At 62.3% G+C, this 21384-nt stretch carries 21 protein-coding genes; 12 read left to right on the top strand and 9 right to left on the bottom strand.

What is annotated here, in order from left to right; translation table 11 throughout:
• Positions 1 to 6 precede the first annotated feature (6 nt).
• From WH299_RS09995 to WH299_RS09975, 5 genes are read left to right on the top strand one after another with little or no spacing between them, the layout of a single operon-like run.
• Positions 7 to 885, top strand: a complete 879-nt coding sequence (locus WH299_RS09995) for a metal ABC transporter substrate-binding protein (RefSeq protein WP_095014060.1) — start codon at positions 7 to 9, stop codon at positions 883 to 885.
• Entirely contained in the window at positions 882 to 1295 is a 414-nt protein-coding gene (hisI, locus tag WH299_RS09990; RefSeq protein WP_323622966.1) for a phosphoribosyl-AMP cyclohydrolase, read from the top strand. The genes WH299_RS09995 and hisI overlap by 4 nt, the downstream gene beginning before the upstream one ends.
• Positions 1292 to 1852: a gamma carbonic anhydrase family protein gene (locus tag WH299_RS09985; RefSeq protein WP_028618554.1), complete on the top strand. Its 561-nt coding sequence runs from the start codon at positions 1292 to 1294 to the stop codon at positions 1850 to 1852. Before hisI ends, WH299_RS09985 begins: the two co-directional genes overlap by 4 nt.
• A gap of 3 nt (positions 1853 to 1855) precedes the next feature.
• Positions 1856 to 3193, top strand: coding sequence for a dihydroorotase (locus WH299_RS09980; protein WP_339550178.1), 1338 nt, complete (start codon positions 1856 to 1858; stop codon positions 3191 to 3193).
• Positions 3194 to 3204: 11 nt separating this feature from the next.
• Entirely contained in the window at positions 3205 to 4023 is an 819-nt protein-coding gene (locus tag WH299_RS09975; RefSeq protein WP_323622970.1) for a His/Gly/Thr/Pro-type tRNA ligase C-terminal domain-containing protein, read from the top strand.
• On the opposite strand, the gene WH299_RS09970 is transcribed toward WH299_RS09975, so the two are convergent.
• A complete protein-coding gene (locus tag WH299_RS09970) occupies positions 4007 to 4528 on the bottom strand; it encodes a DUF3617 domain-containing protein (protein ID WP_016978689.1) in 522 nt (173 codons plus the stop codon). The genes WH299_RS09975 and WH299_RS09970 overlap by 17 nt on opposite strands.
• Before the next feature lie 131 nt (positions 4529 to 4659).
• Here WH299_RS09970 and cls point away from each other — a divergent pair, with 131 nt between their 5' ends.
• On the top strand, positions 4660 to 6099 hold the full coding sequence (gene cls / locus WH299_RS09965; RefSeq protein ID WP_323622972.1) for a cardiolipin synthase: 1440 nt from the start codon (positions 4660 to 4662) through the stop codon (positions 6097 to 6099).
• 138 nt (positions 6100 to 6237) lie between these two features.
• On the opposite strand, the gene cfaB is transcribed toward cls, so the two are convergent.
• The 8 genes from cfaB to hflK (WH299_RS09925) all read right to left on the bottom strand — a co-directional run bounded on the left by cfaB (position 6238) and on the right by hflK (WH299_RS09925) (position 15385).
• The gene (gene cfaB, locus WH299_RS09960) at positions 6238 to 7419 is read right to left on the bottom strand and encodes a C17 cyclopropane fatty acid synthase CfaB (protein WP_323622973.1); all 1182 of its coding nucleotides are present in this window, start codon (positions 7417 to 7419) and stop codon (positions 6238 to 6240) included.
• 87 nt (positions 7420 to 7506) lie between these two features.
• Complete coding sequence (locus WH299_RS09955) at positions 7507 to 8295, bottom strand: HvfC/BufC N-terminal domain-containing protein (protein ID WP_123478416.1); 789 nt, start codon at positions 8293 to 8295, stop codon at positions 7507 to 7509.
• On the bottom strand, positions 8286 to 9131 hold the full coding sequence (gene bufB / locus WH299_RS09950; protein ID WP_339550177.1) for an MNIO family bufferin maturase: 846 nt from the start codon (positions 9129 to 9131) through the stop codon (positions 8286 to 8288). The genes WH299_RS09955 and bufB overlap by 10 nt, the downstream gene beginning before the upstream one ends.
• 63 nt (positions 9132 to 9194) lie before the next feature.
• Positions 9195 to 9446, bottom strand: a complete 252-nt coding sequence (gene bufA2, locus WH299_RS09945; protein WP_028618561.1) for a BufA2 family periplasmic bufferin-type metallophore — start codon at positions 9444 to 9446, stop codon at positions 9195 to 9197.
• A 118-nt stretch (positions 9447 to 9564) separates the two neighbouring features.
• Entirely contained in the window at positions 9565 to 11451 is a 1887-nt protein-coding gene (locus WH299_RS09940) for a cation-translocating P-type ATPase (protein WP_061434685.1), read from the bottom strand.
• A complete protein-coding gene (gene hflK, locus WH299_RS09935) occupies positions 11448 to 12482 on the bottom strand; it encodes a protease modulator HflK (protein WP_339550176.1) in 1035 nt (344 codons plus the stop codon). Before hflK (WH299_RS09935) ends, WH299_RS09940 begins: the two co-directional genes overlap by 4 nt.
• Entirely contained in the window at positions 12479 to 13471 is a 993-nt protein-coding gene (gene hflC / locus WH299_RS09930) for a protease modulator HflC (RefSeq protein WP_164393884.1), read from the bottom strand. The genes hflK (WH299_RS09935) and hflC overlap by 4 nt, the downstream gene beginning before the upstream one ends.
• Before the next feature lie 9 nt (positions 13472 to 13480).
• A complete protein-coding gene (gene hflK, locus WH299_RS09925) occupies positions 13481 to 15385 on the bottom strand; it encodes a protease modulator HflK (RefSeq protein WP_126569411.1) in 1905 nt (634 codons plus the stop codon).
• Between the two features lie 305 nt (positions 15386 to 15690).
• Here hflK (WH299_RS09925) and WH299_RS09920 point away from each other — a divergent pair, with 305 nt between their 5' ends.
• From WH299_RS09920 to WH299_RS09895, 6 genes are read left to right on the top strand one after another with little or no spacing between them, the layout of a single operon-like run.
• Positions 15691 to 16314, top strand: a complete 624-nt coding sequence (locus WH299_RS09920; RefSeq protein WP_061434689.1) for a CDP-alcohol phosphatidyltransferase family protein — start codon at positions 15691 to 15693, stop codon at positions 16312 to 16314.
• Between the two features lie 11 nt (positions 16315 to 16325).
• Positions 16326 to 18074, top strand: a complete 1749-nt coding sequence (locus WH299_RS09915; protein ID WP_339550175.1) for a bifunctional alpha/beta hydrolase/class I SAM-dependent methyltransferase — start codon at positions 16326 to 16328, stop codon at positions 18072 to 18074.
• Between the two features lie 2 nt (positions 18075 to 18076).
• Complete coding sequence (locus tag WH299_RS09910; protein WP_122730009.1) at positions 18077 to 19375, top strand: phosphatase PAP2/dual specificity phosphatase family protein; 1299 nt, start codon at positions 18077 to 18079, stop codon at positions 19373 to 19375.
• Positions 19365 to 19808, top strand: a complete 444-nt coding sequence (locus tag WH299_RS09905; protein WP_339550174.1) for a hypothetical protein — start codon at positions 19365 to 19367, stop codon at positions 19806 to 19808. The genes WH299_RS09910 and WH299_RS09905 overlap by 11 nt, the downstream gene beginning before the upstream one ends.
• Positions 19809 to 19817: 9 nt before the next feature.
• Positions 19818 to 20438, top strand: a complete 621-nt coding sequence (locus WH299_RS09900) for a lysophospholipid acyltransferase family protein (protein ID WP_122730013.1) — start codon at positions 19818 to 19820, stop codon at positions 20436 to 20438.
• A gap of 1 nt (position 20439) precedes the next feature.
• Complete coding sequence (locus WH299_RS09895; protein WP_010207670.1) at positions 20440 to 21372, top strand: phosphatidate cytidylyltransferase; 933 nt, start codon at positions 20440 to 20442, stop codon at positions 21370 to 21372.
• The last annotated feature ends 12 nt before the right edge of the window (positions 21373 to 21384 follow it).

The raw sequence follows: 21384 nt of genomic DNA, 5'->3' as shown, positions 1-21384 counted from the left end.
TTCCCGATGCGCGCTCTACTCGTGCTGTTCAGTCTCGTCCTGTCGTTGTCGACGGCGCAGGCTGCCGACAAGCTTCAGGTGGTTACCAGCTTCAGCATCCTCGATGACATCACTCACCAGATTGGTGGTGATCACATCCAGATCAGCAACATGGTCGGCCCCGACGCCGACGCCCACACCTACGAGCCTACCCCGGACGATGCCAAGGCATTGCTCAAGGCCAAGGTGATCATCAAGAACGGCCTGGGCTTCGAACCCTGGCTGGACCGTCTGGTGACCAGCACCGAAACCAAAGCCACGGTGGTGACCGCCAGCAAAGGCGTGATCTCCCACACCATGGACGAGGACGGCGAAACCATCCCCGACCCGCACGCCTGGCACAACCTGGCGAACGCCGAAATCTACGTGAACAACATCACCAAGGCGCTGATCGCTGCCGACCCGGCCAACAAGGCCGACTACCAGCACAACAGCCAAACCTACCTGAAAGAAATCTATCGTCTGCTGGCCGAAGCCAAGACCAAGTTCGGCGCTCTACCCGCCGGTAATCGTCGCATCGTCACCTCCCACGACGCCTTCGGTTACCTGGGCCAGGCCTACGGCATCGAGTTCCTTGCGCCACAGGGCCTGTCCACCGAACGCGAGCCGTCCGCAGCCGAAGTGGCCGCACTGATCACCCAGATCCGCAAAGACAAAGTCAAAGCCGTGTTCATGGAAAACATCAAGGATTCGCGCCTGCTCAAGCAGATCGCTGACGAAAGCGGCGCGCAGATCGGCGGCACGCTGTACTCCGACGCCCTCGCCGCTGAAGGCCCGGCCAGCACCTTTACCGGGCTGTTCGAATACAACCTCAATACCTTGTGCGCAGCCTTGAGCAAGCCATGACCCTGAGCATGCTCGACCTGGAAGGGGCTACCGTCGGCAGCCGCTTTCCCCTCGAACCCGTGCTCGATGCCCTGCCGTGGAACAGCGATGGCCTGATCGCCGCCATTGCCCAGCAACATGGCAGCGGCGAGGTGTTGATGCTGGCCTGGATGAACCGCCAGGCCCTCAAGGAAACCCTGGGCACCGGGCAGGTCTGCTACTGGTCGCGCTCACGTCAGCGGTTGTGGCGCAAGGGCGAAAGCTCCGGTCACTGGCAACAGCTGGTGGAAGCACGCCTGGATTGCGACGGCGACGCGGTCTTGCTGATCGTCGACCAGCAAGGTCCGGCCTGCCACACCGGTCGGCCGACCTGCTTCTACAACGCCATCGACGGCGACTACGTCCACATCATTACGGAGCCCTTAGCATGATCCGCAAAAACCCGTCCGGCGATCTGCCCGTGATTGCCGAGTCGGCCTACGTCGACAAGACCGCCATCATCTGCGGCAAGGTCATCATTGGCGAAAACGTTTTCGTCGGCCCCTACGCCGTGATCCGTGCCGACGAAGTCGACGCCAGCGGCGGCATGGACCCGATCATCATCGGCGCCAACTCCAATATCCAGGACGGCGTGGTCATCCACTCCAAATCCGGCGCGGCAGTGACCATCGGAGAATTCACCTCCATTGCGCACCGCTCCATCGTCCACGGTCCCTGCACCGTCGGCGACCGCGTGTTCATCGGTTTCAACAGCGTGCTGTTCAACTGCGCCGTCGGCGACGGCTGCGTGGTGCGCCACAACTCGGTGGTCGACGGCCGTGATTTGCCTGCGGCGTTCTATGTGCCCTCCACCACCCGCATCGGACCCAACACCGACCTCTCGCAATTCCCGCCGGTGAGCGTGAGTGCCTCGGAATTTTCCGAAGACGTGGCGCGCACCAACGTTGACCTGGTGCGCGGCTACAAAGCCCTGCAAAACGAGTTCTGAACCATGAGCCGCCTGCTGATCCGCAACGCCCGCCTGGTGAACGAAGGCCAGGAATTCGACGCCGATGTATTGGTCGCCAATGGTCGTATCGAAAAGATCGCCAGCAGCATCCAGGACAGCAACGCGCCCGTCGCCATTGACGCTCAAGGTCACTGGTTGCTGCCCGGCATGATCGATGACCAAGTGCATCTTCGCGAACCTGGCGCGCCAGACAAAGGCAGCTTCTACAGCGAATCCCGCGCAGCGGTAGCCGGTGGTATCACCAGCTTCATGGACATGCCCAACACCCACCCGGCCACCCTCGACCTGGACGCCCTGGCCGACAAGAAACGCCGCGCCGCCCTGCACTCGGTGGCCAACTATGGCTTTCATTTCGGCGTGAGCAACGACAACCTCGACACCGTCGCCGCCCTCGACCCGCGCGAGGTGGCCGGGGTCAAAGTGTTCATGGGCGCTTCAACCGGCAATATGCTGGTGGACGACCCTCGGATCCTGGAACGCCTGTTCGCCGAAGTGCCCACCATTCTGCTGGCCCATTGCGAACACACGCCGAGCATCCAGGCCAACGAGCTGCGCCTGCGCGAGCGTTTCGGCGAGCACATCCCCGCCGTCGCGCACCCGCTGATCCGCGATGCCGAGGCGTGCTATCGCTCGTCATCCTTTGCCGTGGAATTGGCCAAGCGCCATGGCACCCGTCTGCATGTGCTGCACCTGACCAGCGCCCGCGAACTGGCGCTGTTCGAAGACAAGCCCCTTGCCGAAAAACGCATCACCGCCGAGGTCTGCCTGCACCACCTGCTGTTCGATGACCGCGACTATCATCGCCTCGGCCACCAGATCAAATGCAATCCGGCGATCAAGACCCGCGCCGACCGTGACGCCCTGCGCCTGGCGTTGCTGAGCGACCGCCTGGACGTGATCGGCAGCGATCACGCGCCGCATACCTGGGCGCAAAAACAGTTGGCTTATCGCGAGGCGCCGTCGGGATTGCCCCTGGTGCAGCACGCGCTGCCGGCGCTGCTGGAGCTGGTGGCCGATGGGCTGCTGCCGCTGACCACGCTGGTCGCAAAAACCAGCCACCGCGTCGCCGACCTATTCGCCATCCCCGATCGCGGCTATCTGCGTGAAGGTTATTGGGCCGACCTGGTGCTGATCAAACCCGAGCCCGAGGGCAAGCCGGTCAGCAGCCAACCTATCCTGGCCCGTTGCGGCTGGACGCCCTTCGCCGACCGCAGTTTTCGTCACAGTGTCAGCACCACCCTGGTTTCCGGCCACTTGGCTTTTCATAACGGTCAGGTAATCGACAGCTGCCAAGGATTACCTTTGCATTTCCAGCGTTAGAGACGACGGCGATGATCCGCATCACCTTGCCAGACGGCACGCAACGCGAGTACGACGAGGCGCTGTCGGTTTACGAAGTCGCTGCCAGCATCGGCGTGGGGCTGGCCAAAACGTCGGTCGCCGGCCGCGTTGACGGTGTGCTGGTGGGCTGCGAACACCTGCTGGAGCAGGACGCCCGGCTCCAGATCATCACCACCCAGGATCCCGAGGGGTTGGAGATTCTGCGACGCTCCTGCGCGAGTCTGTTGGCGATGGCCACTCAGCAACTGTTTCCTATCGCTCAACTGACAGCCGGGTCGCCCATCGACGATGGTTTTTTCTACGACTTGGCCTACGAACGCGCCTTCACACCGGTCGACCTTGAACAGATCGAAGCACGCATGCGCCACTTGGCGAACACCAATCATTCGGTGCGGCGCCTGGGCGATTTTGAAGCCCTATGTCACGGTCTTCATGTGCCCAGCACCGGTGTGATCCGAGCCTTCAAGCTGACCAAGGTCACCATCAACGCGTCGCAGCAACGCATTTACGGCACCTGTTGGGCCAGCCAGCAGGCTGCTGTACTCACCCTGAGTGTAAGCCAGGCCGACTTCGGCCAGCAGGTCTGTGAAGCATTGAGACGTGTGGGTGTACGGGCGGTGGTGGACCGACGCAACGAGAAGGTCAGCTACAAGATGCGCGAGCACAGCCTGCATGAAGTGCCGTATCTGGTGATTGTTGGCGAGAGGGAAGAAGCCGGCGGCTACGTCAGCCTGCGTAGCCGCCTGGGGGAAGACCTCGGTCAGATGAGTGTCGAAGCCCTGTGCGAAAGGCTCAAGCGCGAGGCTTGACCGTCCCGCAATCGTTGCCCAGCCATTGGGCATGGCTGTCCAGGCTGCCCTTCTGCTGAATGCCGGTGGCATTGAAGGTGCCGTTGACGGTGGTGGTGAATTCTTTCTGGCTCTGGAAAGTGGCTACGCCTGTGCCTTGGGCTTTCGGGCAACTGAAACGGAATTTCCACTGGTTGCCGGTCTTGTCGGTCACTTCCTGCTTGCAGCCCGATTGCGGGTCGGTCAGCGGGATCGAATCGGAGGCGACCTGCGCCGGAGTCAGGCACACCTGCACACCTTTACCGGCCATGGTGATGCCTTGTTTTTCGAGCATGGCGCGTTGTTCCGGGGTCATCTGTTGCTTGAGCTGACCGAGGATCAGTGACAGGTCCGGCAGGTCCTGGTTATCGACTTTCATATTGCTGGTGGTCAGTTCCCACAAGCCCGGCGCCAGCATCTGCGCCTGCGCCGCCACCGGCAGCGACACACCAATCATCATGGCCAAAGACAGCAGACGAGCATTCATCGGGTAACTCCTGGGTAATGTTGGGCGTTAGACGCCGCAAAGGTGCCAGGGTTGCACGGCAAATAAAATAGCGACATTCCTGACCAGACATGGTCTGTTAGGCACTTGGATTGCCTGGAGTAACGTCGTCCATGGATTTCTTTGGCCCGCACCTGCTCGCCTACTTCATCGCCACGCTGCATTTCCTCGGGACCCTCGCCGCGATCCACGCGGTGCTGACCGTCAGGACCGCCCAAGGCTCAATCGCATGGGCTTTGTCGCTGATGTTCATGCCCTACCTCACGCTGATCCCGTACCTGATCTTCGGCCGCAGCACGTTCGACGCCTACATCCAGGCCCGTCGCCAGGCCAACCAGGAAATGCACACCGCCATCACCGAGCTGAACTGGCGCCCGTGGGTCGAAGAAGCCCTGGCGGCACGCAACTCCAGCGCCTACGCTTCGCTGCGCGCCATGCCCAAGCTGGGCCGCATGCCGTGCCTGGCCAACAATGAAGTGCGTTTGCTGATCAATGGCGACGCCACCTTCAGTGCGATCTTCGCGGCAATCCGCAGCGCCAAGACGGCGGTGCTGTTCCAGTTCTTCATCATTCATGACGACGAACTTGGCAGGCAGTTGCACGCCCTGTTGAAGGAAAAGGCCGCAGAAGGCGTCTCCATCTACGTGCTGTATGACCGCATCGGCAGCCACGCCCTGCCCCATCGTTATGTGCAATCGCTGCGCGACGCCGGGGTGCACGTCAAAGCCTTCGCCACCCGCAGCGGCTGGCTCAATCGCTTTCAGGTCAACTTCCGCAACCATCGCAAGATCGTGGTGGTGGACGGTATTACCGGGTTTGTCGGCGGGCATAACGTCGGCGATGAATACCTGGGCAAGAAACCACCACTGGCACCATGGCGCGATACCCATGTGCAGGTGACCGGCCCGGTTGTGGCGTGCTTGCAGGAATCGTTTGCCGAAGACTGGTTCTGGGCCGCGCGCGAACTACCGCCGCTGATATTGCCGGACGCCTACCCGGAAGACGGCGTGCTCTGCCAATTGCTCGCCAGCGGTCCGGCCGACCCCTATGAAACCTGCTCACTGTTCTTCGTCGAAGCCATCCACGCAGCGACGGAGCGGGTATGGATCACCAGCCCCTACTTCATCCCCGACGAAGCGGTGTTCTCGGCCCTGCGCCTGGCCGTGCTGCGCGGTGTCGACGTGCGTCTGCTGCTGCCTTCACGGCCCGATCACCGCATCGTCTACGCCGCGTCCAGCCTGTACGCAATCGAAGCCGTGCGCGCCGGCGTGCGGGTGTTCCGCTATATGCCGGGCTTCCTGCATCAGAAGGTGGTGTTGGTAGACGACGAAATCGCCGCTATCGGCAGTGCGAACATGGACAACCGTTCGTTCCGGTTGAATTTCGAAGTGATGTTGCTGACGGTCGACGAGGCCTTCGCCAAGGAAGTCGAGCACATGCTGCTGGGCGACTTCGCCCTGGCCCATGAAGTCAGCCAAGAAGAAAGCCGCGAAACCCGTCGCCTTCAGCAACTGGGCATGCGGGTTGCGCGGCTTATTTCACCGATTCTCTAACAAACACCGCGGTAAACAATGTGGGAGGGGGCTTGCCCCCGATAGCGGTCAACCAGTGCCGAATCAGCTGGCTGACACACTGCCATCGGGGGCAAGCCCCCTCCCACATTTGTATCTTCATTGGTCTGGAGGTTCGGGTTAGCGGTAGATATCTTCCCGTGTCCACGGCAGGTCATGGCTGCCATCGGCATGGGGTTTCACCGCCAGAATCTGGTGCAGGTTGATCCAGCCCCGGGCAAACGCATACGCGCAACCCGCCAGGTACAGCCGCCAGATGCGCAACGCTTGCTCCGGCACCATTTTCGCCGCCGCTTCCAGGTTGTCTTCCAGGCGCTCGCTCCAATGGTCCAGGGTGCGCGCGTAGTGCAGGCGCAGGCTTTCGACGTCGACCACTTCCAGCCCGACTTCGCTGATCTCGGCCGTCATCATCGCCAGGTGTGGCAGCTCGCCGTTGGGGAACACGTAACGCTCGATGAACTCCCCGGCGCCACGGCCCACAGGGCGACCATCGGTGTGCTTGGCGGTGATGCCGTGGTTCATCACCAGGCCGCCTTCGCGCACAGCACCGAACAGGGTCTTGCAGTACTCCGCCAGGTTGGCATGGCCGACGTGTTCGAACATGCCCACGCTGACAATTTTATCGAAACGGCCGTCTTGCGGCAGGTCACGGTAGTCGAGCAGTTGCAGGTCCACCTGGTCTTCCAGGCCTTCGGCTTTTACCCGTTCCCGGGCCAGCGCCAACTGCTCCTTGCTCAGGGTGATGCCAAACACCTTGACCCCGAACTCCCGCGCGGCAAACCGCGCCAACCCGCCCCAACCACAACCGACATCCAGCAGATACTCGCCCGGCTGCAGCCGCAGCTTGCGGCACAGGTGGCGGAATTTGTCTTGTTGGGCCTGGTCGATGGATTCGCTGCCGGTTTCAAAATAACCGCAGGAGTACACCATGTCCTGGTCCAGCCACAGCTGGTAGAAATCGTTGGACAGGTCGTAATGGTAGGAAATGGCCGCTGCGTCGGTGGCCTTGTCGTGGATCGAGCGCACCGGACGTGTCTCATCGTCGTGCACCAGCGCGTGACTCAACTCATCACACACCCGGATGACCTCGGCAATAGAGCCTTCCAGCTCCAGTTTACCTTCGATAAAGGCTTCGCCCAGTGAGTTGAGCGTGGGATGGGTCAGTTGGCTGACAACCGTGGGGTCCTTGACCACGATGGTCACACTGGGCTCGGGGCCCAAGTTGAATTCATGGCCGTCCCAGAGTCGAAGACGCAGCGGTAGCTGAAGATTCTGTAAGGCCGGTGGAAGTTGCGCGAGCATGAGTAGTCCCCCCTTGTTTCAGACGTCTGCTGAGAGGTTAGACCATCCAAAGACAAAGTAGGAGGCTATCGATTTGATAGCGCTCCTCTATGGGGCTCGACGTTCGAGCAACCCGTCCTGGACCCACTGCTTCAGCCATGTGACGGCCTGCAGTGGCGCACCCTCTGCATGAGTGACTGCCAACTCGGCGCACAGTTCGGCAAAGCTCCAACCGGTGGTCGCCATTCCTGTCAAGGCAGAGGCTTCGGCGGGCTCCAGGCTACGGTAATGGCAGACATTCTGATGGCGCCACACCAGGCACGTCTGCGCCGGGGCCAGTGCCTGGCTGTCGGGAAAGTCGGATTCGTCCTTACTGGCGCGCCAGATCGCTACGCTGTTGAACTGGCACAGCAGCGGTTGCACCGTCGGCGCCAGGGAAACCTGCAACACCGGCCACGCCTCCGGCGGTAACGACGCCATGTCGTTCAGCGTCAGCGGTTCGCCCTGCGGCGCATCAAATGCCAGGGTAAACGCCCATTCCAAACGCGCTAGCTCCGCCAATGGCGCACTCTGCTCCGCCACCAGATGCTCAAGGATAAACGCCGGGAAACGCTCGCCCAGCCAACGCAGGCTGTAATGAGCCGAGGGGTAGCGGCGCAGGTAGGCCTCGGTCAACGCGGCAAACTCGTCATCACCCAGCCAATAAAGGAGGGCGCTGAAGTCATGCCGCAAGACTTCTTGCAACCGTGAGAGGTAGGCGTTGTGGTAAATCGCCAGGCCCGTGTCCACATCCAGCGTCGGTCCGCCCAGCAACGTGGCGGCGAAGTCACTGCGGGCACTCGGTGTGTCGGCTAATAGATGCTGTTCGAAGGCCAACTGCCAATCGGTCAGGCGCATAACGGCCTCCTGGCCAGGGCCGTCGCACCCAGTTCACGGGCCTTGCTCAGCTCGGTGAGCAGCTCTTCAAAGGGTGGAAAATGGTCGTCTCGCTCCAGTAGCGTCGACACAGGTCCCAGGTGCTCAAGCGTCTGTTGATAAAGCGCCCACACCGGATCACACACGGGATGGTCATGGGTGTCGACTACGTAGTCGCCGTAGTCCATATGCCCCGCCAGGTGTAGCTGGCGAATGCTATCCGATGGCAGGTTGCGAATAAACGTCCAGGCGTCAAAACCATGATTGCGCGAGCTGACATACACATTGTTAACGTCCAGCAACAGCTGGCAGCCCGACAGGTGGACCAGGGCATTGAGGAATTCCCATTCGGTGAATTCGTCCGCTTTCGAACGCACGTAACTGGAGACGTTTTCCAGCACCAACGGGCGTTGCAACACGTCCTGCACTTGGCGCACACGGGCGGCCACGTGGTAGAGGCTTTCTTCGGTGTAAGGCAGCGGCAGCAGGTCATGCAACTGGTGGGCGCTGCCGCGGCTCCAGCACAGGTGATCGGAAATCCACGCCGGCTGGATACGCTCGGCGAGCTGTTTGATCTGCTTCAGGTAATCGGTATCAAAGGCATGCGGCCCGCCGATGGACAGGGAGACACCGTGCATGACCAAGGGATAACGCTCGGCTATCGCATCCAGGTAATACAAGGCTTTACCGCCCTGGACCAGATAATTCTCGGAGATTACTTCGAACCAATCCACCGCAGGGGATTGCGCAAGGATCTGCTCATAGTATTCGTTGCGTAAACCCAGGCCGTAACCCAGAGAGGAGAAAGAGGTAGGCATGTAGACTCCTGGAAAGTGTCCGCAGCGGCTTGAAGGCCCGCTGCGGTTGCACTCGGCTTGCGATTACTCGCCGACTTTTCCGCCAGCAGCATCGCAGGCAGCCTTGGTCATCGCCTTGAAGCCATGACCCTTGCAGACAGCCTGGCCTTTGCAGGCGTTCTCGGCGGTCTTGCAGTCGTTCATGCCTTTGCAGGAGGTCACGCCGTAGCAATGAACAGTAGCGTCGGCGGCCTGTACCTGGGTGGCGACACCGGCAAACATGGTGGCGGCAGCGATGGCCAGAGCAGCACCGGAAACGGCGTTTTTGATGTTCATTTTTGTAGTCCTCAGAGATCAGTAAGGGTGTCGGTCTGAACGGATTGTTCAGTCTCGACACACCACTAGAGTGAGGTCCCTCATGCGCGTTACAGCGCTGTACAAAAATTTCTGAAGATTATTCCTCGAGCTTCAAAAGCGGTTCCTGAAAACGCAGTAATCGCCCGGCGTTGCCCAGTACCAGCAAGGTGCTGAGGTTATGCAACACCGCTGCAATCATCGCGCCCGCCGCACCCAACCATCCAAACGCAGCAAACACGACAATGGCCAAGGTCCAACCCAGGCCGATGATCACGTTGACCTGCAAGGTCTGCCGGCACTGGCGACTCAAGCGCACACAGGTGCCCAGGCGCCGCAGGTCGCTGCCGATCAGCACCACGTCCGCCGACGCCAGGGCAATATCCGCCCCGCCCGCGCCCATGGCTACGCCGACCACACCGGCCTTGAGCGCCAGGGAATCGTTGATGCCGTCGCCCACCACCATCGGACGGAAGCCGCTGCCGATCTCACCCAACACTCGGTTGAGCTTGTCCTCCGGCAGGGCCTGGGCTTCGACATCGCTGATGCCTACCTCCAGCGCCAGGCTGTTGGCCACGCTTTGACGATCGCCGGTAAGCAGCAGTTGGCGACCGAGACCGAGGTCACGCAGTTCTTGCAGGGCCTGGCGAGCCTCCGGCTTGACGCTGTCGGCCAGCAGCAACCAGGCGAGGAACTGCCCATTCAGCGCCAGCCCGGCGATGGGGCCATCGTGGTTCGGTACAGCGGTGGTGACGATGCCCAGTTGCTCGAACAACTCCGGCCGACCCAAGGCCGCTTCGCCCTGATCGGTCTGCGCCACGACGCCCAGCCCCTGGCGCTCACGAATATCCGTCAACGCCAGCAGTTGTTCCTGCGTTGCCAACCCCGCCAACGCCCGGCTGACCGGATGGCTGCTCGCCGAGCCCAGGCTGGCTGCCAGATTGAGCAGCACTTGCCGATCCGGCGCGGTGGTTTCGATGGATTGCAGGCGCAGGGTGCCGAAGGTCAGCGTCCCGGTCTTGTCGACCACCAACGAGGTCAGGTCCGCCAGCTCCTCCAGAAACGCCGAGCTGCGAATCAGAATCCCATGCCGCGCCGCCACCGCGATCCCGGCAATCGCCGTGGCCGGTGCCGACAGCACCAACGCGCACGGGCACGCCGCCACCAGCACCGCGAGCATCGCCTGGGCGTCGTTGGTTACAAACCAGGTCACCGCCGCCAGCAACAACACCAGCACCATATAGCTGCCGGCATAGCGTTCCAGCAGCCGCGTGATCGGCGGCTTGGCGCGCTCGGCGTTCTGCATCAGCGCAATCACCTTGCCCAAGGTGGACTCATTGCCCGTGCGCGTCACTTGCAGGCGCAGCAAGCCATCCAGGTTGATCGCCCCGCCAAACACCTGCACGCCCACACTGGCTTCCAACGGCACTGACTCACCGGTAATCGGCGCCGTGTCCAGGCTCGCCTGGCCCGACAACACCACGCCATCGGCCGGCACCCGGTCACCGGCCCGCACCTCGACCACATCGCCGGTGTTCAGCGTGCCGTTATCCACTTCAACAATGCTGCCGTCGGCCTGCACCAACCGCGCATGGCTGCGCGTCAGTTTGCCCAACGCATGGATCGCTTCCTGGGAACCGATCACGCTGCGCTCTTCCAGCACATGGCCGAAGATCATGATGATCGGCAGCAACGCCGCCGTCAGCAGGTCCCCTGTGGCCCAGGCACCGAGCATCGCCAGGGCGATCAGTTGATCGGTGATGCCATGCAGGCTCGGAAACCGCAGGCTGTACCAAGCCGAACGCATCACCGGCACCGCCACCAGCAACGACGCCACGCCCAGCAGCAGTTGGCTCACGCCGGTCTGGTCCGGCGCCAGCCAGCGCCATACCAGGCCCAGCACCAGCAAACCCAAGGCCAGCATGGCCAGGGTCAATTGCCGGGCAGCGCTGCGCTGTTCGGCGGAGGTCAGCATGGGTGCGCTCATTGTTCGGCTCCCTGGATGATCAAACGGGAGTCGTCTTTAGGATCGACCGTGGTCACGGAATCGGCCTGGCCGAGAATTTTCGGCAAGCGCTCGCGGTACAGACGCAGCAGCAAACCCGGGTCTTTAACTTGGGCCAGGCTGGCAACGGTTGCGGTTTGCGCCTGGGCGTTGGCCAGGCGTTCGCTGGCCTGGGCGTGGGCGACTTGCACCAGGCGGTCGGCCTGCTGGGTCGCGGTCTGGGTGAGTTTTTCCGCGTCGGTGCGCGCGTTGGCCACGGCCTTGTCGGCTTGTTGGCTGGCCGTCAGCACGGCGTTGAACGCATTGACTGCCGGGCCCGGCAGGCTCGATTGCACATCGACACGGGTCACTTGGATACCCAATCCCAAGCCTGTGGAAGCCAATTCCACCAGGCGCTTGTTGATGCCTTGCACCAAGTCGCCACGCAACCGCTCACGGCGCTCGGCGGCGCCGTTGTCGGTGCTGATCAGTTCAGGTCGCGCCACCAGAATCGTGTCCAAGTCCCGCGCCGCGGTGAGGGCCACCGCGCTGCGCGTCACCAGTCGATCCAGGGCCGGCAGCACATGATCGCCCTGCAACACAAAGGCATAGGGTTCAGTGACTTTGTAGAACACCCGCACATCCAGTTGCACCACGCCGGCATCGCCAGTCAGCAGGTAACCGGAACCGGCCAGCGCATCACTCAAGGGCGTGGCGAAGCTGGCTACACGGTCGGCCTGGAGCGCCGCGTCGGAGCGCAGCAGGTTCTCCACCCGGCGTTCGATCACCCGATCAGCTGCCGGTAGCAGCACCACCTGCTCGAAGGGCTGCGGCCATGCCAGCAAGAGTCCGGCATTCTGGATACGGTCTAGTGCGCCAAAATGCAGGACCACCGCACGGTTCTGCGGGTCGATCTGGCGCACATTGGAAAACGCCCAGGCCAACGCCGCCAATACCGTCACCGCGTACAACGCCAGGAAGGTCAGGCGCCCGGCCTGGATCCATGGGCTGTCCGGGCTGTCACGCTCGATCATGGCTGGACGTCCTTCGGACCGTCCACCAAGGCGCGGAACGGCGCCGCGTCGGTGCGCAGGATAATCTTGGTGCCTGGCGTGACCACAGTGCCCAAGGTATCCAGAGAGCGCAGCAGGTTGTACAGCTGTGGATTACCCGCGTAGGCGCGGCCATAAATCTGCGCCGCTTCGACCCGCGACTGGGCCTCGATATCGGCAGCCTTCACCGTGGCATCGGCCTGCACGATGCGCGCATCACGCTCGGCGGCGGAGCGGATCTGCGCGGCTTCACGCTTGCCCACGGCGGTGCGTTCGGTCGCGATGGTTTCACGCTCGGCGCGCATGCGGTCGACGGTGGCCGTGAGGGTGACCGATGGCAAGGTCAGGCGTTCAACGCCGACCTGGGCCACGCGCACGCCATAGGTGGTGAGCAATTGTTGATCAATCTGCTGGCGCAACTGCGCTTCGAAATCAGCGATGCGCACCTGGCTGGCATCGGTGTTGATCAGGCTGGACAGGTCGAAGCTGGCGGCCGTGGTTTCCAGCGCCGAACCCACGAAGGTGCGAATCTGCCGCGCCGCTTCATCCGGCTGGTTCTGCACAGCGCGCATGAAACGCTGCACGTTGTCTGCGTCGCCCTGCACCTGCCAGGCCACATAGGCCTGCACGATAATCCGCAGGCCATCGCGGGTGCCCACATCCTGCAAACCGCTGGAGGTGGTGCGCAGGCGCAAATCCACCGGGATCGCCGCTTCGAACGGCGCCGGCCAACGCCAGCCCAAGCCCGGCTCCAACAACACCCGCGACGGGTTACCGAAACGGGTAATCACCGTGGCCTCGCCGGAACGCACCTGCACCAGGCTGGCGGCAGCGACCGCAAACAGCACCAGCAACAGCGCCCAGGCCATACGCCGCCAGGGGAACGGGCCGGCCGCTTGGTCGTCACCGTGATGATGGTGGTGGTGATGGCCGTGATGATGACCGTGATCGTGAGAATGAGCGCTCAACAGACAGACTCCTTATTGAACGGCTTTACGCGGCACCGAAGGATCGGCCGGCAAGGTAAAAGAACGCAGATCGATCGTCGGTGCGCCGTCGGCACCCAGGCGATGATCCAGAATCAGCAGCTTGGCGTGGGCCAGGCCCTGGCTGAGTTGGCCGAGGTACTGTTCCAGCACGAACGCCTGCCCGGCGGTGGCGTAGGCCTTTTGTTCAGCGGTGAAGCGCAGGTTGGCCGCTTGCGCGCCCGCGTTCACTTCGCGGGCCGTGGCCGTGGCCTGGTCGCGGGCGGTGCTGGCTTGCAGCAACGCCTGGTTGGTTTGCTCACTGGCCGCGCCGCGTTCGCGGGAGATCAGGGCCTGGGCGCCGATCTGTGCAGCCTGCACACCGTGGTAAGCGTTGGCGGCACCGGCCGGCGGGTGGATCGCCTCCACCACCGTGGCGAGGATTTCCACGCCGCTGTCGAGCTTTTGCAGGTCGGCCTGCACGGCGCGTCCGATTTCGTCGGCCAGGCTGGTGCGTTGTTCGCCGAGCAATTCGTCGAGGGTGCGCGAGGCGAAGTCATGTACGAGGATGCGGCTGGCGGTGCTGCGGATCAGGGTCGGCACGTCCGCGCTGTTATAGGTGGCGGCGAGCGCGGCCTGGTCGGTGAGGCCGATGCGGTAGACGAACCGCACATCCATATTGACGATCTGGAAGCTCTGTTTGTCGCCGCTACTGCTGGCGATCACCTGGGACTTGTCATTCACATGGCTGGCGTCCCACAAGCGGTTGGCGATCAGCGGGGCTGGGCCTTCGGCAGGCGCCAGCTCCGGTGTAGCGGCTTCGCTGACGCTGGTGGCCAGTTCATGCACCACGCCGTTTTCCACACTGATCACGCGGCCCAATGGCCATGGCAATCCCGCATGCAAGCCAGGGCCGAAGACCTGCACCGGCTTGCCGAAACGTTCATAGATCCCACGGCCTTGCAGGGGCACTTCGTGCACGCCAGTGAGCGCCCAGCCTACCGCCAGTACCACCAGCAACACCGGCAGGAACGCCCGGCGCATGTAGGTAAATGCCCAGATCTGGCGCAGGTCGATGCCGAAGCGGTTGTGCAATTCATGTTGCAATGCGAGCAAGGGTTGCGGCGGCCAGCGTAACAATCCGGCGATAAAGCTTTGCGCCATCAGGCGCGGCTCGAGGCGTGGCTGGCGTGGGCTGAAGAGGGACAGCACGGCTCTTAATAGAAATTCGAGCGAGACCAAGGCCGGCAGCAAACCGATCAACACAGCCAACCTCAGTGGCCAGACTGAGTTAGCCCCGGCAAACAGCAGACACACCGCACTGACCACCAGGCAAATAATCGCTACTCGGCTCAACTGCGCCAGTTGCGAGGCTTCCGGCCATTGCGCGGCGGTCTCCTGGGCCAGACGGCGTTCAAACACCAGCAAACCAAACGCCAATCCCAACGCCAGCGCGGCGCCGATGCTTGCCGATTGACCGACCGGTGCGGCGGGCAGCGCCAGGTTCCAGAACTCGACAATGCTGACCAGCGCCAGCAACGACCAGCCGCCGAGCCACAACACCGGCGTACCGATCTGTTTGCCAAAACGCTCCACAAGCCGCGCGTACCGGCTTGCGTCTTCAACCGGCACATCAACCGTCGGTTCTTCCAACGCCTGGGCACGCCAATCCGCCACCCACCACGCCGATTGCAAACCCGCCACCAATAGCAGCAACGCCGAGGCACAGTTGATCAGCACCACCGGCCAGATCGACAGCGGCGCAAACAGTGCGACAAACAGCGCCAGCACCCAGCCGGCAACAGCCAACACCGTCAGGCTGATACCGGCCTGGCGCAATCGGCGGGCATGGAACAGCCCCTGTTGAAAACGTGGAAGGCCTTCCACCGAAGCGCCGTCAGCTTCCAGATCCACTTGCATCCACTCAACGCCCGCCTGTACATGATTCGTTACGATATAACACGGAGCGTGAAATTTTTGTTCGAATACAACGCAAATTCCCTGTGGGAGCGGGCTTGCTCGCGAATGCAGAGTGTCAGTCACTTAATAGTTGGCTGATCCACCGCATTCGCGAGCAAGCCCGCTCCCACATTTGTTCTTCAGCGCGTTCGATATCGTGACTAAACCCCCAGAAACACGCGCCATCACTGGTGCAGGCCACAAAGAATCGGGCACACTCCAGAACAGTTTTTCGCGGGTCCACGGACAAGGAAGCGTCACTCCCCATGATTTCGATCTATCAGCTCAAGCCGCGTTTTCAAAACTTGCTGCGCCCTCTTGTGCAGCGCCTCTATGACAATGGCACCACCGCCAACCAAATCACCGTGCTGGCCGGCGTGATTTCCTTGCTGGTCGGCCTGTTGATTGCCAGCTTCGCCCAACACCTGTGGCTGTTTGCGCTGATCCCGCTGTGGATGATCCTGCGCATGGCGCTCAACGCTATCGACGGCATGCTTGCCCGTGAATTCGGCCAACAGTCGCGCCTGGGCGCCTACCTGAATGAACTGTGTGATGTGATCGCCGACAGCGCGTTGATCCTGCCGTTTGCACTGATCCCCGGCGTGAGCCTGGCGCCGGTGCTGCTGGTGGCGCTACTGGCGGTGTTCAGCGAATACGCCGGCGTGCTGGGGCCGATGGTGGGCGCATCGCGACGCTATGACGGGCCGATGGGCAAAAGCGATCGCGCGTTCGTGCTCGGCGTACTGGCCACCGGCGTGGCTCTGGGCTGGCTGGGCGCGGGTTGGGTCGACGCGGTGATGTGGCTGGTGGCCGCCCTGCTCGCCTACACCTTGGTCAACCGAGTGCGTCAGGGCCTCAAAGAACAACAAGAAACCTCACCGATTGCATAAGGATTTTTGCGATGCGCGAACAGCAACAGCACACCTTCACTACCCACGACGGCGTCGAGCTTTTCTACCGGCACTGGCCGGCCACGGAGACTACCGGGCCGCGCAAGGCAATCGTGTTGTTCCATCGCGGCCATGAGCATTCGGGACGTATCGCCCACCTTGTGGATGAGCTGAACCTCCCGCAGTTTGATTTCTTCGCCTGGGACGCCCGTGGCCATGGCCAGTCTCCCGGCGAGCGCGGTGACAGCCCCAGCTTCGCCACCAGCGCCCGTGATGTGCAGACTTTCTGCGACCACATCGGCACCACCTATGGCATCGAGGAAGACAACTTCGCCGTCATTGCGCAAAGCGTCGGCGCGGTGATTGCCGCGACGTGGGTGCACGACTACGCGCCGAAGATTCGCGCGCTGGTGCTCGCGTCCCCCGCGTTCAAGGTCAAGCTCTACGTGCCATTCGCCCGGCCAGGCCTGGCGCTGATGCGCAAGTTCCGTGGCAACTTTTTCGTCAACAGTTACGTCAAGGCCAAGTTCCTCAGCCATGACCCGGAGCGCGTGGCGTCCTACGACAGCGATCCGCTGATTACCAAGGCCATTTCGGTGAATGTGCTGCTCGGCCTGTACGAAGCGGCCGACCGGGTTGTCGCCGATGCCCAGGCGATCCAAGTGCCGACGCAACTGCTGATCTCGGGTTCGGACTTTGTGGTGCACCGCAAACCCCAGCAGCAATTTTTCGACCGCCTCGGCAGCCTGAAAAAAGAGCTGCACATTCTCCCCGGTTTCTTCCACGACACCCTCGGCGAACGCGAGCGCGCCACTGCGGTGAGCAGCGCCCGGCGTTTCATCCTGCAGAACTTCGAACACCCGCTGGACCGCGCGTCACTGCTGGACGCCGACAAGCTGGGCGCCACCTGCGCCGAGTCCGAAGCCCTCGCCGCGCCGCTACCGCGCAACTCCTTGCGCGACCTGTACTGGCGCATGACCCGCGCCAGCATGGGCCTGGGCAAGAACCTGTCGGACGGTGTGAAGCTGGGCTTCGACACCGGTTTCGACTCCGGCAGCACCCTGGACTATGTGTACCGCAACACGCCCACCGGCAAGGGCGGGCTGGGACGGATGATCGACACCAACTACCTCAACTCCATCGGCTGGCGCGGCATTCGCCAGCGCAAGCTGAATGTGGAGGAACTCCTGCGCCTGGCGATGGCCAAGTTGCGTGGAGAAGATCGCGAAGTGCGTATCGTGGATATCGCCGCCGGTCATGGCCGCTACATCCTGGAAGCCTTGCAGGGTGTGTCGCCGCTGCCGGAATCGATCCTGCTGCGCGACTACAGCGACATCAACGTGCGTGACGGTGGCGCGCTGATTCGCGAGAAAGGCCTGGGGGATATTGCGCAGTTCGTCAAAGGTGACGCATTCGACCGTCTGGACCTGGCGGCACTGGACCCCAAGCCGACGCTGGCGGTGGTGTCCGGGTTGTATGAGCTGTTTGCCGATAACGGCATGGTCGGCGGTTCGCTGGCGGGCCTCGCTGAGGCCGTAGAGCCCGGCGGCTATCTGGTCTACACCGGCCAGCCATGGCACCCGCAACTGGAGCTGATCGCACGCGCACTGACCAGCCACCGCCAGGGCCAGGCTTGGGTGATGCGCCGCCGCAGCCAAGCGGAAATGGATCAACTGGTGGAAGCCGCCGGTTTCCGCAAGATCACCCAGCGAGTGGATGAGTGGGGCATTTTCACGGTGTCCCTGGCACAGAAGATCTGAGCATGCGCGAACCCGGCTTATTGAAACCTGCGTTCCTGTGGCTACTGCTGTTGGCGCCGCTGTTTTTCAGCACCTATGGCTTTGCCACCTGGGTCACCAGCCAGCGCAGCGACGTCGGCACGCTGGTGTTCGGCTGGGAAACCCATATGCCGTTCTGGGCCTGGACCATCGTGCCCTACTGGTCCATCGACCTGCTCTACGGGTTCTCCCTGCTGCTGCCCAACACCCGGCATGAGTTGAAGCAACATGCGCTGCGTTTGCTGAGTGCCCAAGTGATCGCCGTGAGCTGCTTCCTGATCTGGCCGCTGCGCTTCACCTTCGAGCGGCCGGAGTTGGACGGCGTGTTTGGCTGGCTGTTTGCGGTGCTGGCGGGGTTCGACAAGCCGTTCAACCAGGCGCCGTCCCTGCATATCGCGTTGCTGGTGATCCTGTGGGTCATGTACCAACGCCATACCCAGGGAATCTGGCGTTGGCTGGTGCATGGCTGGTTCGCGTTGATCGGCATTTCGGTGCTGACCACTTATCAACATCACTTTATCGACTTACCCACAGGCGCCCTCGCCGGTTGGCTGTGTGTGTGGTTGTGGCCGGTGGAAAATACGAGCCCACTGTTGAATGCACGGCTGACGCGGGACCCCAAGCGCTGGCGGTTGGGTGTGCGCTATGGCGTAGGCGCCTTGGCCTTGGCGATCCTTGCATTGGTGATGGGTGGCGCATGGCTGTGGATACTTTGGCCTGCGGTTTCCCTCGCCTTGATCAAAGCGAATTACTTCGTGCTCGGCGCTGCGGGCTTCCAGAAACGCGCTGACGGCCAACTGACGCCCGCCGCGCGTTGGCTTTATGCACCCTATCTGGCCGCCGCCTGGGTCAACTCGCGCCTGTGGACACGCAAGCATCCACAACCCGACCTGATTGTGGATAACGTCTGGCTTGGGCGTATTCCTACAACGAGCGAGCAAGAACCCTTCAAGGCCATCGTCGATCTCTGTGCCGAATTGCCGATTAATCCACAGGGCCGCGCTTACCAATTGATTCCCGTGCTGGACCTGATTGCCCCGAGCCCCACCGAATGCCTGCAAGCCGCGCAAGCCATCGAGCACTTGCGCGCAAGTGGCCCATTGCTGGTGTGCTGCGCTCTCGGCTACTCGCGCAGCGCCACCGCCGTCGCGGCCTGGCTACTGCACACCGGGCGCGCCGCGACGATAGAGAATGCGCTGACTATCATTCGTACAGCGCGGGCCGATGTGGTCCTGCACCCCGCACACCGTGAAGCTTTGGAGGGTTTACCCCATGCCCGCTGATATGGAACTGCAGGTTATCGCCAGCCTGCTGCGTCGTGGTCGCTCGCTGGATCAGTTATCCACAGGCCTGACCCTGGTCGGCGTCGCGTTTGGCCTGGCTCAACTGCTGATGGCGAGTATTGCGCCGATCTGCCTGCTGCTGAGCCTGTGGATGATTATCCTCGGGCTGCTGCAAAAGTACTGGGCATTGCGCGTGGCCTTCGATGCCGATCTGTTCGCCCTGCTGGCCCGCGATATCGACCGCACCCCGGACCTCGACCAGGCCTTGCAGACCCTTGGCCTGCAATCGGCCAAGCGCATTGGCCGGCCCTGGACCGAGCGCCGTCGTGGCGCGCTCAAACTGTTGCGCAAACAAGCCTGGCTGCTGGGCGCGCAAGCGCTGCTGACCCTGGGCGTGATCCTCGCCAGCCCTTGGCTGCCTTTCGCCGGATAAGGAATCCCCATGTTCGAACCCGTGGTCGCCACGTTGATTACCTCCATGGCCCGCACCGTCACCGGTGCCCGCAGCCTGTGGCTGGGGTGCGCGCCGGTGCCGGTGCAACGCATCTACTTCGCCAACCACAGCAGCCACGGCGACTTCGTGTTGCTGTGGGCCTCACTGCCGCAGAACCTGCGCAAATTCACGCGCCCGGTGGCCGGCAGCGATTACTGGAATAAAAGCGCCTTGCGCCGCTACATCATTAACCGCGTGTTCAACGGCGTGCTGATCGACCGCGAACGCAAGGACCCTGTGGATAACCCTTTGCAACCCATGCTCAACGCTCTGGAAGGCGGTGATTCGCTGATTATCTTCCCCGAAGGCACACGCAACCTTGAAGACGGCCTGCTGCCGTTCAAAAGTGGCTTGTATCACCTGGCGAAAAGTTACCCACAGGCCGAATTGGTCCCGGTGTGGATCGCCAATCTCAACCGGGTCATGCCCAAGGGCCGCGTCCTGCCGCTGCCCCTGCTGTGCACCACCAGCTTCGGCGCGCCGCTGCAACTGGAAGAAAGCGAAGACAAAACTGCCTTTCTCACCCGCACCCGCGATGCCCTGCTCGCCCTTGCCCCGGAGCATGTCTGACATGGATAGCCAAACCCTGATGCTGTTCGGCGGCATCGGCGCCATCCTGGTGCTCGCCTCGCTGATCGGCCTGATCCTCAAGCTGCGCACCCGTGGCAGCCCAAATGCCGTCATCGACAACCTCAACGCCCGCATCAACGCCTGGTGGGTGATGGTGGTGGTGATCGGCATTGCCTTCTGGCTCGGCACCGGCGCGGTGATCCTGCTGTTCTATGCGGTATCGTTCTACGCCCTGCGCGAATTCCTCACCCTCACACCCACCCGCCGCAGCGACTACCCGGCGCTGGTGGCCGCGTTCTACCTGGCGCTGCCGCTGCAATACCTGCTGATCTACTCGGACTGGTACGGGCTGTTCTCGATTTTCATCCCGGTGTACGTATTCCTGCTACTGCCGATCCTCGCCTCCCTGGGTGGCGACAGCACGCACTTCCTGGAACGCGCGTCGAAAGTGCAGTGGGGCTTGATGATCGCAGTGTTCTGCGTGTCCTTCGTGCCGGCATTGCTGACGTTGGACATCCCCGGCTACGAAGGCCGCAACCTGCTGCTGATTGCCTACCTGGTGATCGTGGTGCAACTGTCGGACGTATTGCAGTACGTGTGTGGGAAGTTGTTCGGCAAGCACAAGATCGCGCCGAACCTGTCACCGTCGAAAACCGTGGAAGGCTTTGTCGGCGGCATCCTGTTGTCGTCCCTGATCGGCGCGGCACTGTGGTGGACCACACCGTTCAACCCGTGGCAGTCGTTCTTGATTGCGCTGCTGATCAACCTGCTCGGGTTTGCCGGCGGCATCGTGATGTCGGCGATCAAACGTGATCGGGGCGTGAAGGACTGGGGCCATATGATCGAAGGGCACGGCGGAATGCTGGATCGGTTGGATTCGGTGTGCTTCGCCGCGCCCATCTTCTTCCACCTCGTGCGCTACTGGTGGACCTGAACAAGCCGGCTC

It is taken from the genome of Pseudomonas sp. MYb541, assembly GCF_037479595.1.
GTDB classification, from domain to species: Bacteria; Pseudomonadota; Gammaproteobacteria; order Pseudomonadales; family Pseudomonadaceae; genus Aquipseudomonas; species Aquipseudomonas canadensis.
The sequence above is the reverse complement of the archived record's forward strand: the minus strand, read 5'-3'. Positions and strand labels throughout refer to the sequence as shown.

Excerpts from the sequence above, each read along its gene's own strand:
- WH299_RS09995 (WP_095014060.1), top strand. The coding sequence starts at position 7 with ATGCGCGCTCTACTCGTGCTGTTCAGTCTCGTCCTGTCGTTGTCGACG.
- hisI (WP_323622966.1), top strand. The coding sequence starts at position 882 with ATGACCCTGAGCATGCTCGACCTGGAAGGGGCTACCGTCGGCAGCCGC.
- WH299_RS09985 (WP_028618554.1), top strand. The coding sequence starts at position 1,292 with ATGATCCGCAAAAACCCGTCCGGCGATCTGCCCGTGATTGCCGAGTCG.
- WH299_RS09980 (WP_339550178.1), top strand. The coding sequence starts at position 1,856 with ATGAGCCGCCTGCTGATCCGCAACGCCCGCCTGGTGAACGAAGGCCAG.
- WH299_RS09975 (WP_323622970.1), top strand. The coding sequence starts at position 3,205 with ATGATCCGCATCACCTTGCCAGACGGCACGCAACGCGAGTACGACGAG.
- WH299_RS09970 (WP_016978689.1), bottom strand. The coding sequence starts at position 4,528 with ATGAATGCTCGTCTGCTGTCTTTGGCCATGATGATTGGTGTGTCGCTG.
- cls (WP_323622972.1), top strand. The coding sequence starts at position 4,660 with ATGGATTTCTTTGGCCCGCACCTGCTCGCCTACTTCATCGCCACGCTG.
- cfaB (WP_323622973.1), bottom strand. The coding sequence starts at position 7,419 with ATGCTCGCGCAACTTCCACCGGCCTTACAGAATCTTCAGCTACCGCTG.
- WH299_RS09955 (WP_123478416.1), bottom strand. The coding sequence starts at position 8,295 with ATGCGCCTGACCGATTGGCAGTTGGCCTTCGAACAGCATCTATTAGCC.
- bufB (WP_339550177.1), bottom strand. The coding sequence starts at position 9,131 with ATGCCTACCTCTTTCTCCTCTCTGGGTTACGGCCTGGGTTTACGCAAC.
- bufA2 (WP_028618561.1), bottom strand. The coding sequence starts at position 9,446 with ATGAACATCAAAAACGCCGTTTCCGGTGCTGCTCTGGCCATCGCTGCC.
- WH299_RS09940 (WP_061434685.1), bottom strand. The coding sequence starts at position 11,451 with ATGAGCGCACCCATGCTGACCTCCGCCGAACAGCGCAGCGCTGCCCGG.
- hflK (WP_339550176.1), bottom strand. The coding sequence starts at position 12,482 with ATGATCGAGCGTGACAGCCCGGACAGCCCATGGATCCAGGCCGGGCGC.
- hflK (WP_126569411.1), bottom strand. The coding sequence starts at position 15,385 with ATGCAAGTGGATCTGGAAGCTGACGGCGCTTCGGTGGAAGGCCTTCCA.
- WH299_RS09920 (WP_061434689.1), top strand. The coding sequence starts at position 15,691 with ATGATTTCGATCTATCAGCTCAAGCCGCGTTTTCAAAACTTGCTGCGC.
- WH299_RS09915 (WP_339550175.1), top strand. The coding sequence starts at position 16,326 with ATGCGCGAACAGCAACAGCACACCTTCACTACCCACGACGGCGTCGAG.
- WH299_RS09910 (WP_122730009.1), top strand. The coding sequence starts at position 18,077 with ATGCGCGAACCCGGCTTATTGAAACCTGCGTTCCTGTGGCTACTGCTG.
- WH299_RS09905 (WP_339550174.1), top strand. The coding sequence starts at position 19,365 with ATGCCCGCTGATATGGAACTGCAGGTTATCGCCAGCCTGCTGCGTCGT.
- WH299_RS09900 (WP_122730013.1), top strand. The coding sequence starts at position 19,818 with ATGTTCGAACCCGTGGTCGCCACGTTGATTACCTCCATGGCCCGCACC.
- WH299_RS09895 (WP_010207670.1), top strand. The coding sequence starts at position 20,440 with ATGGATAGCCAAACCCTGATGCTGTTCGGCGGCATCGGCGCCATCCTG.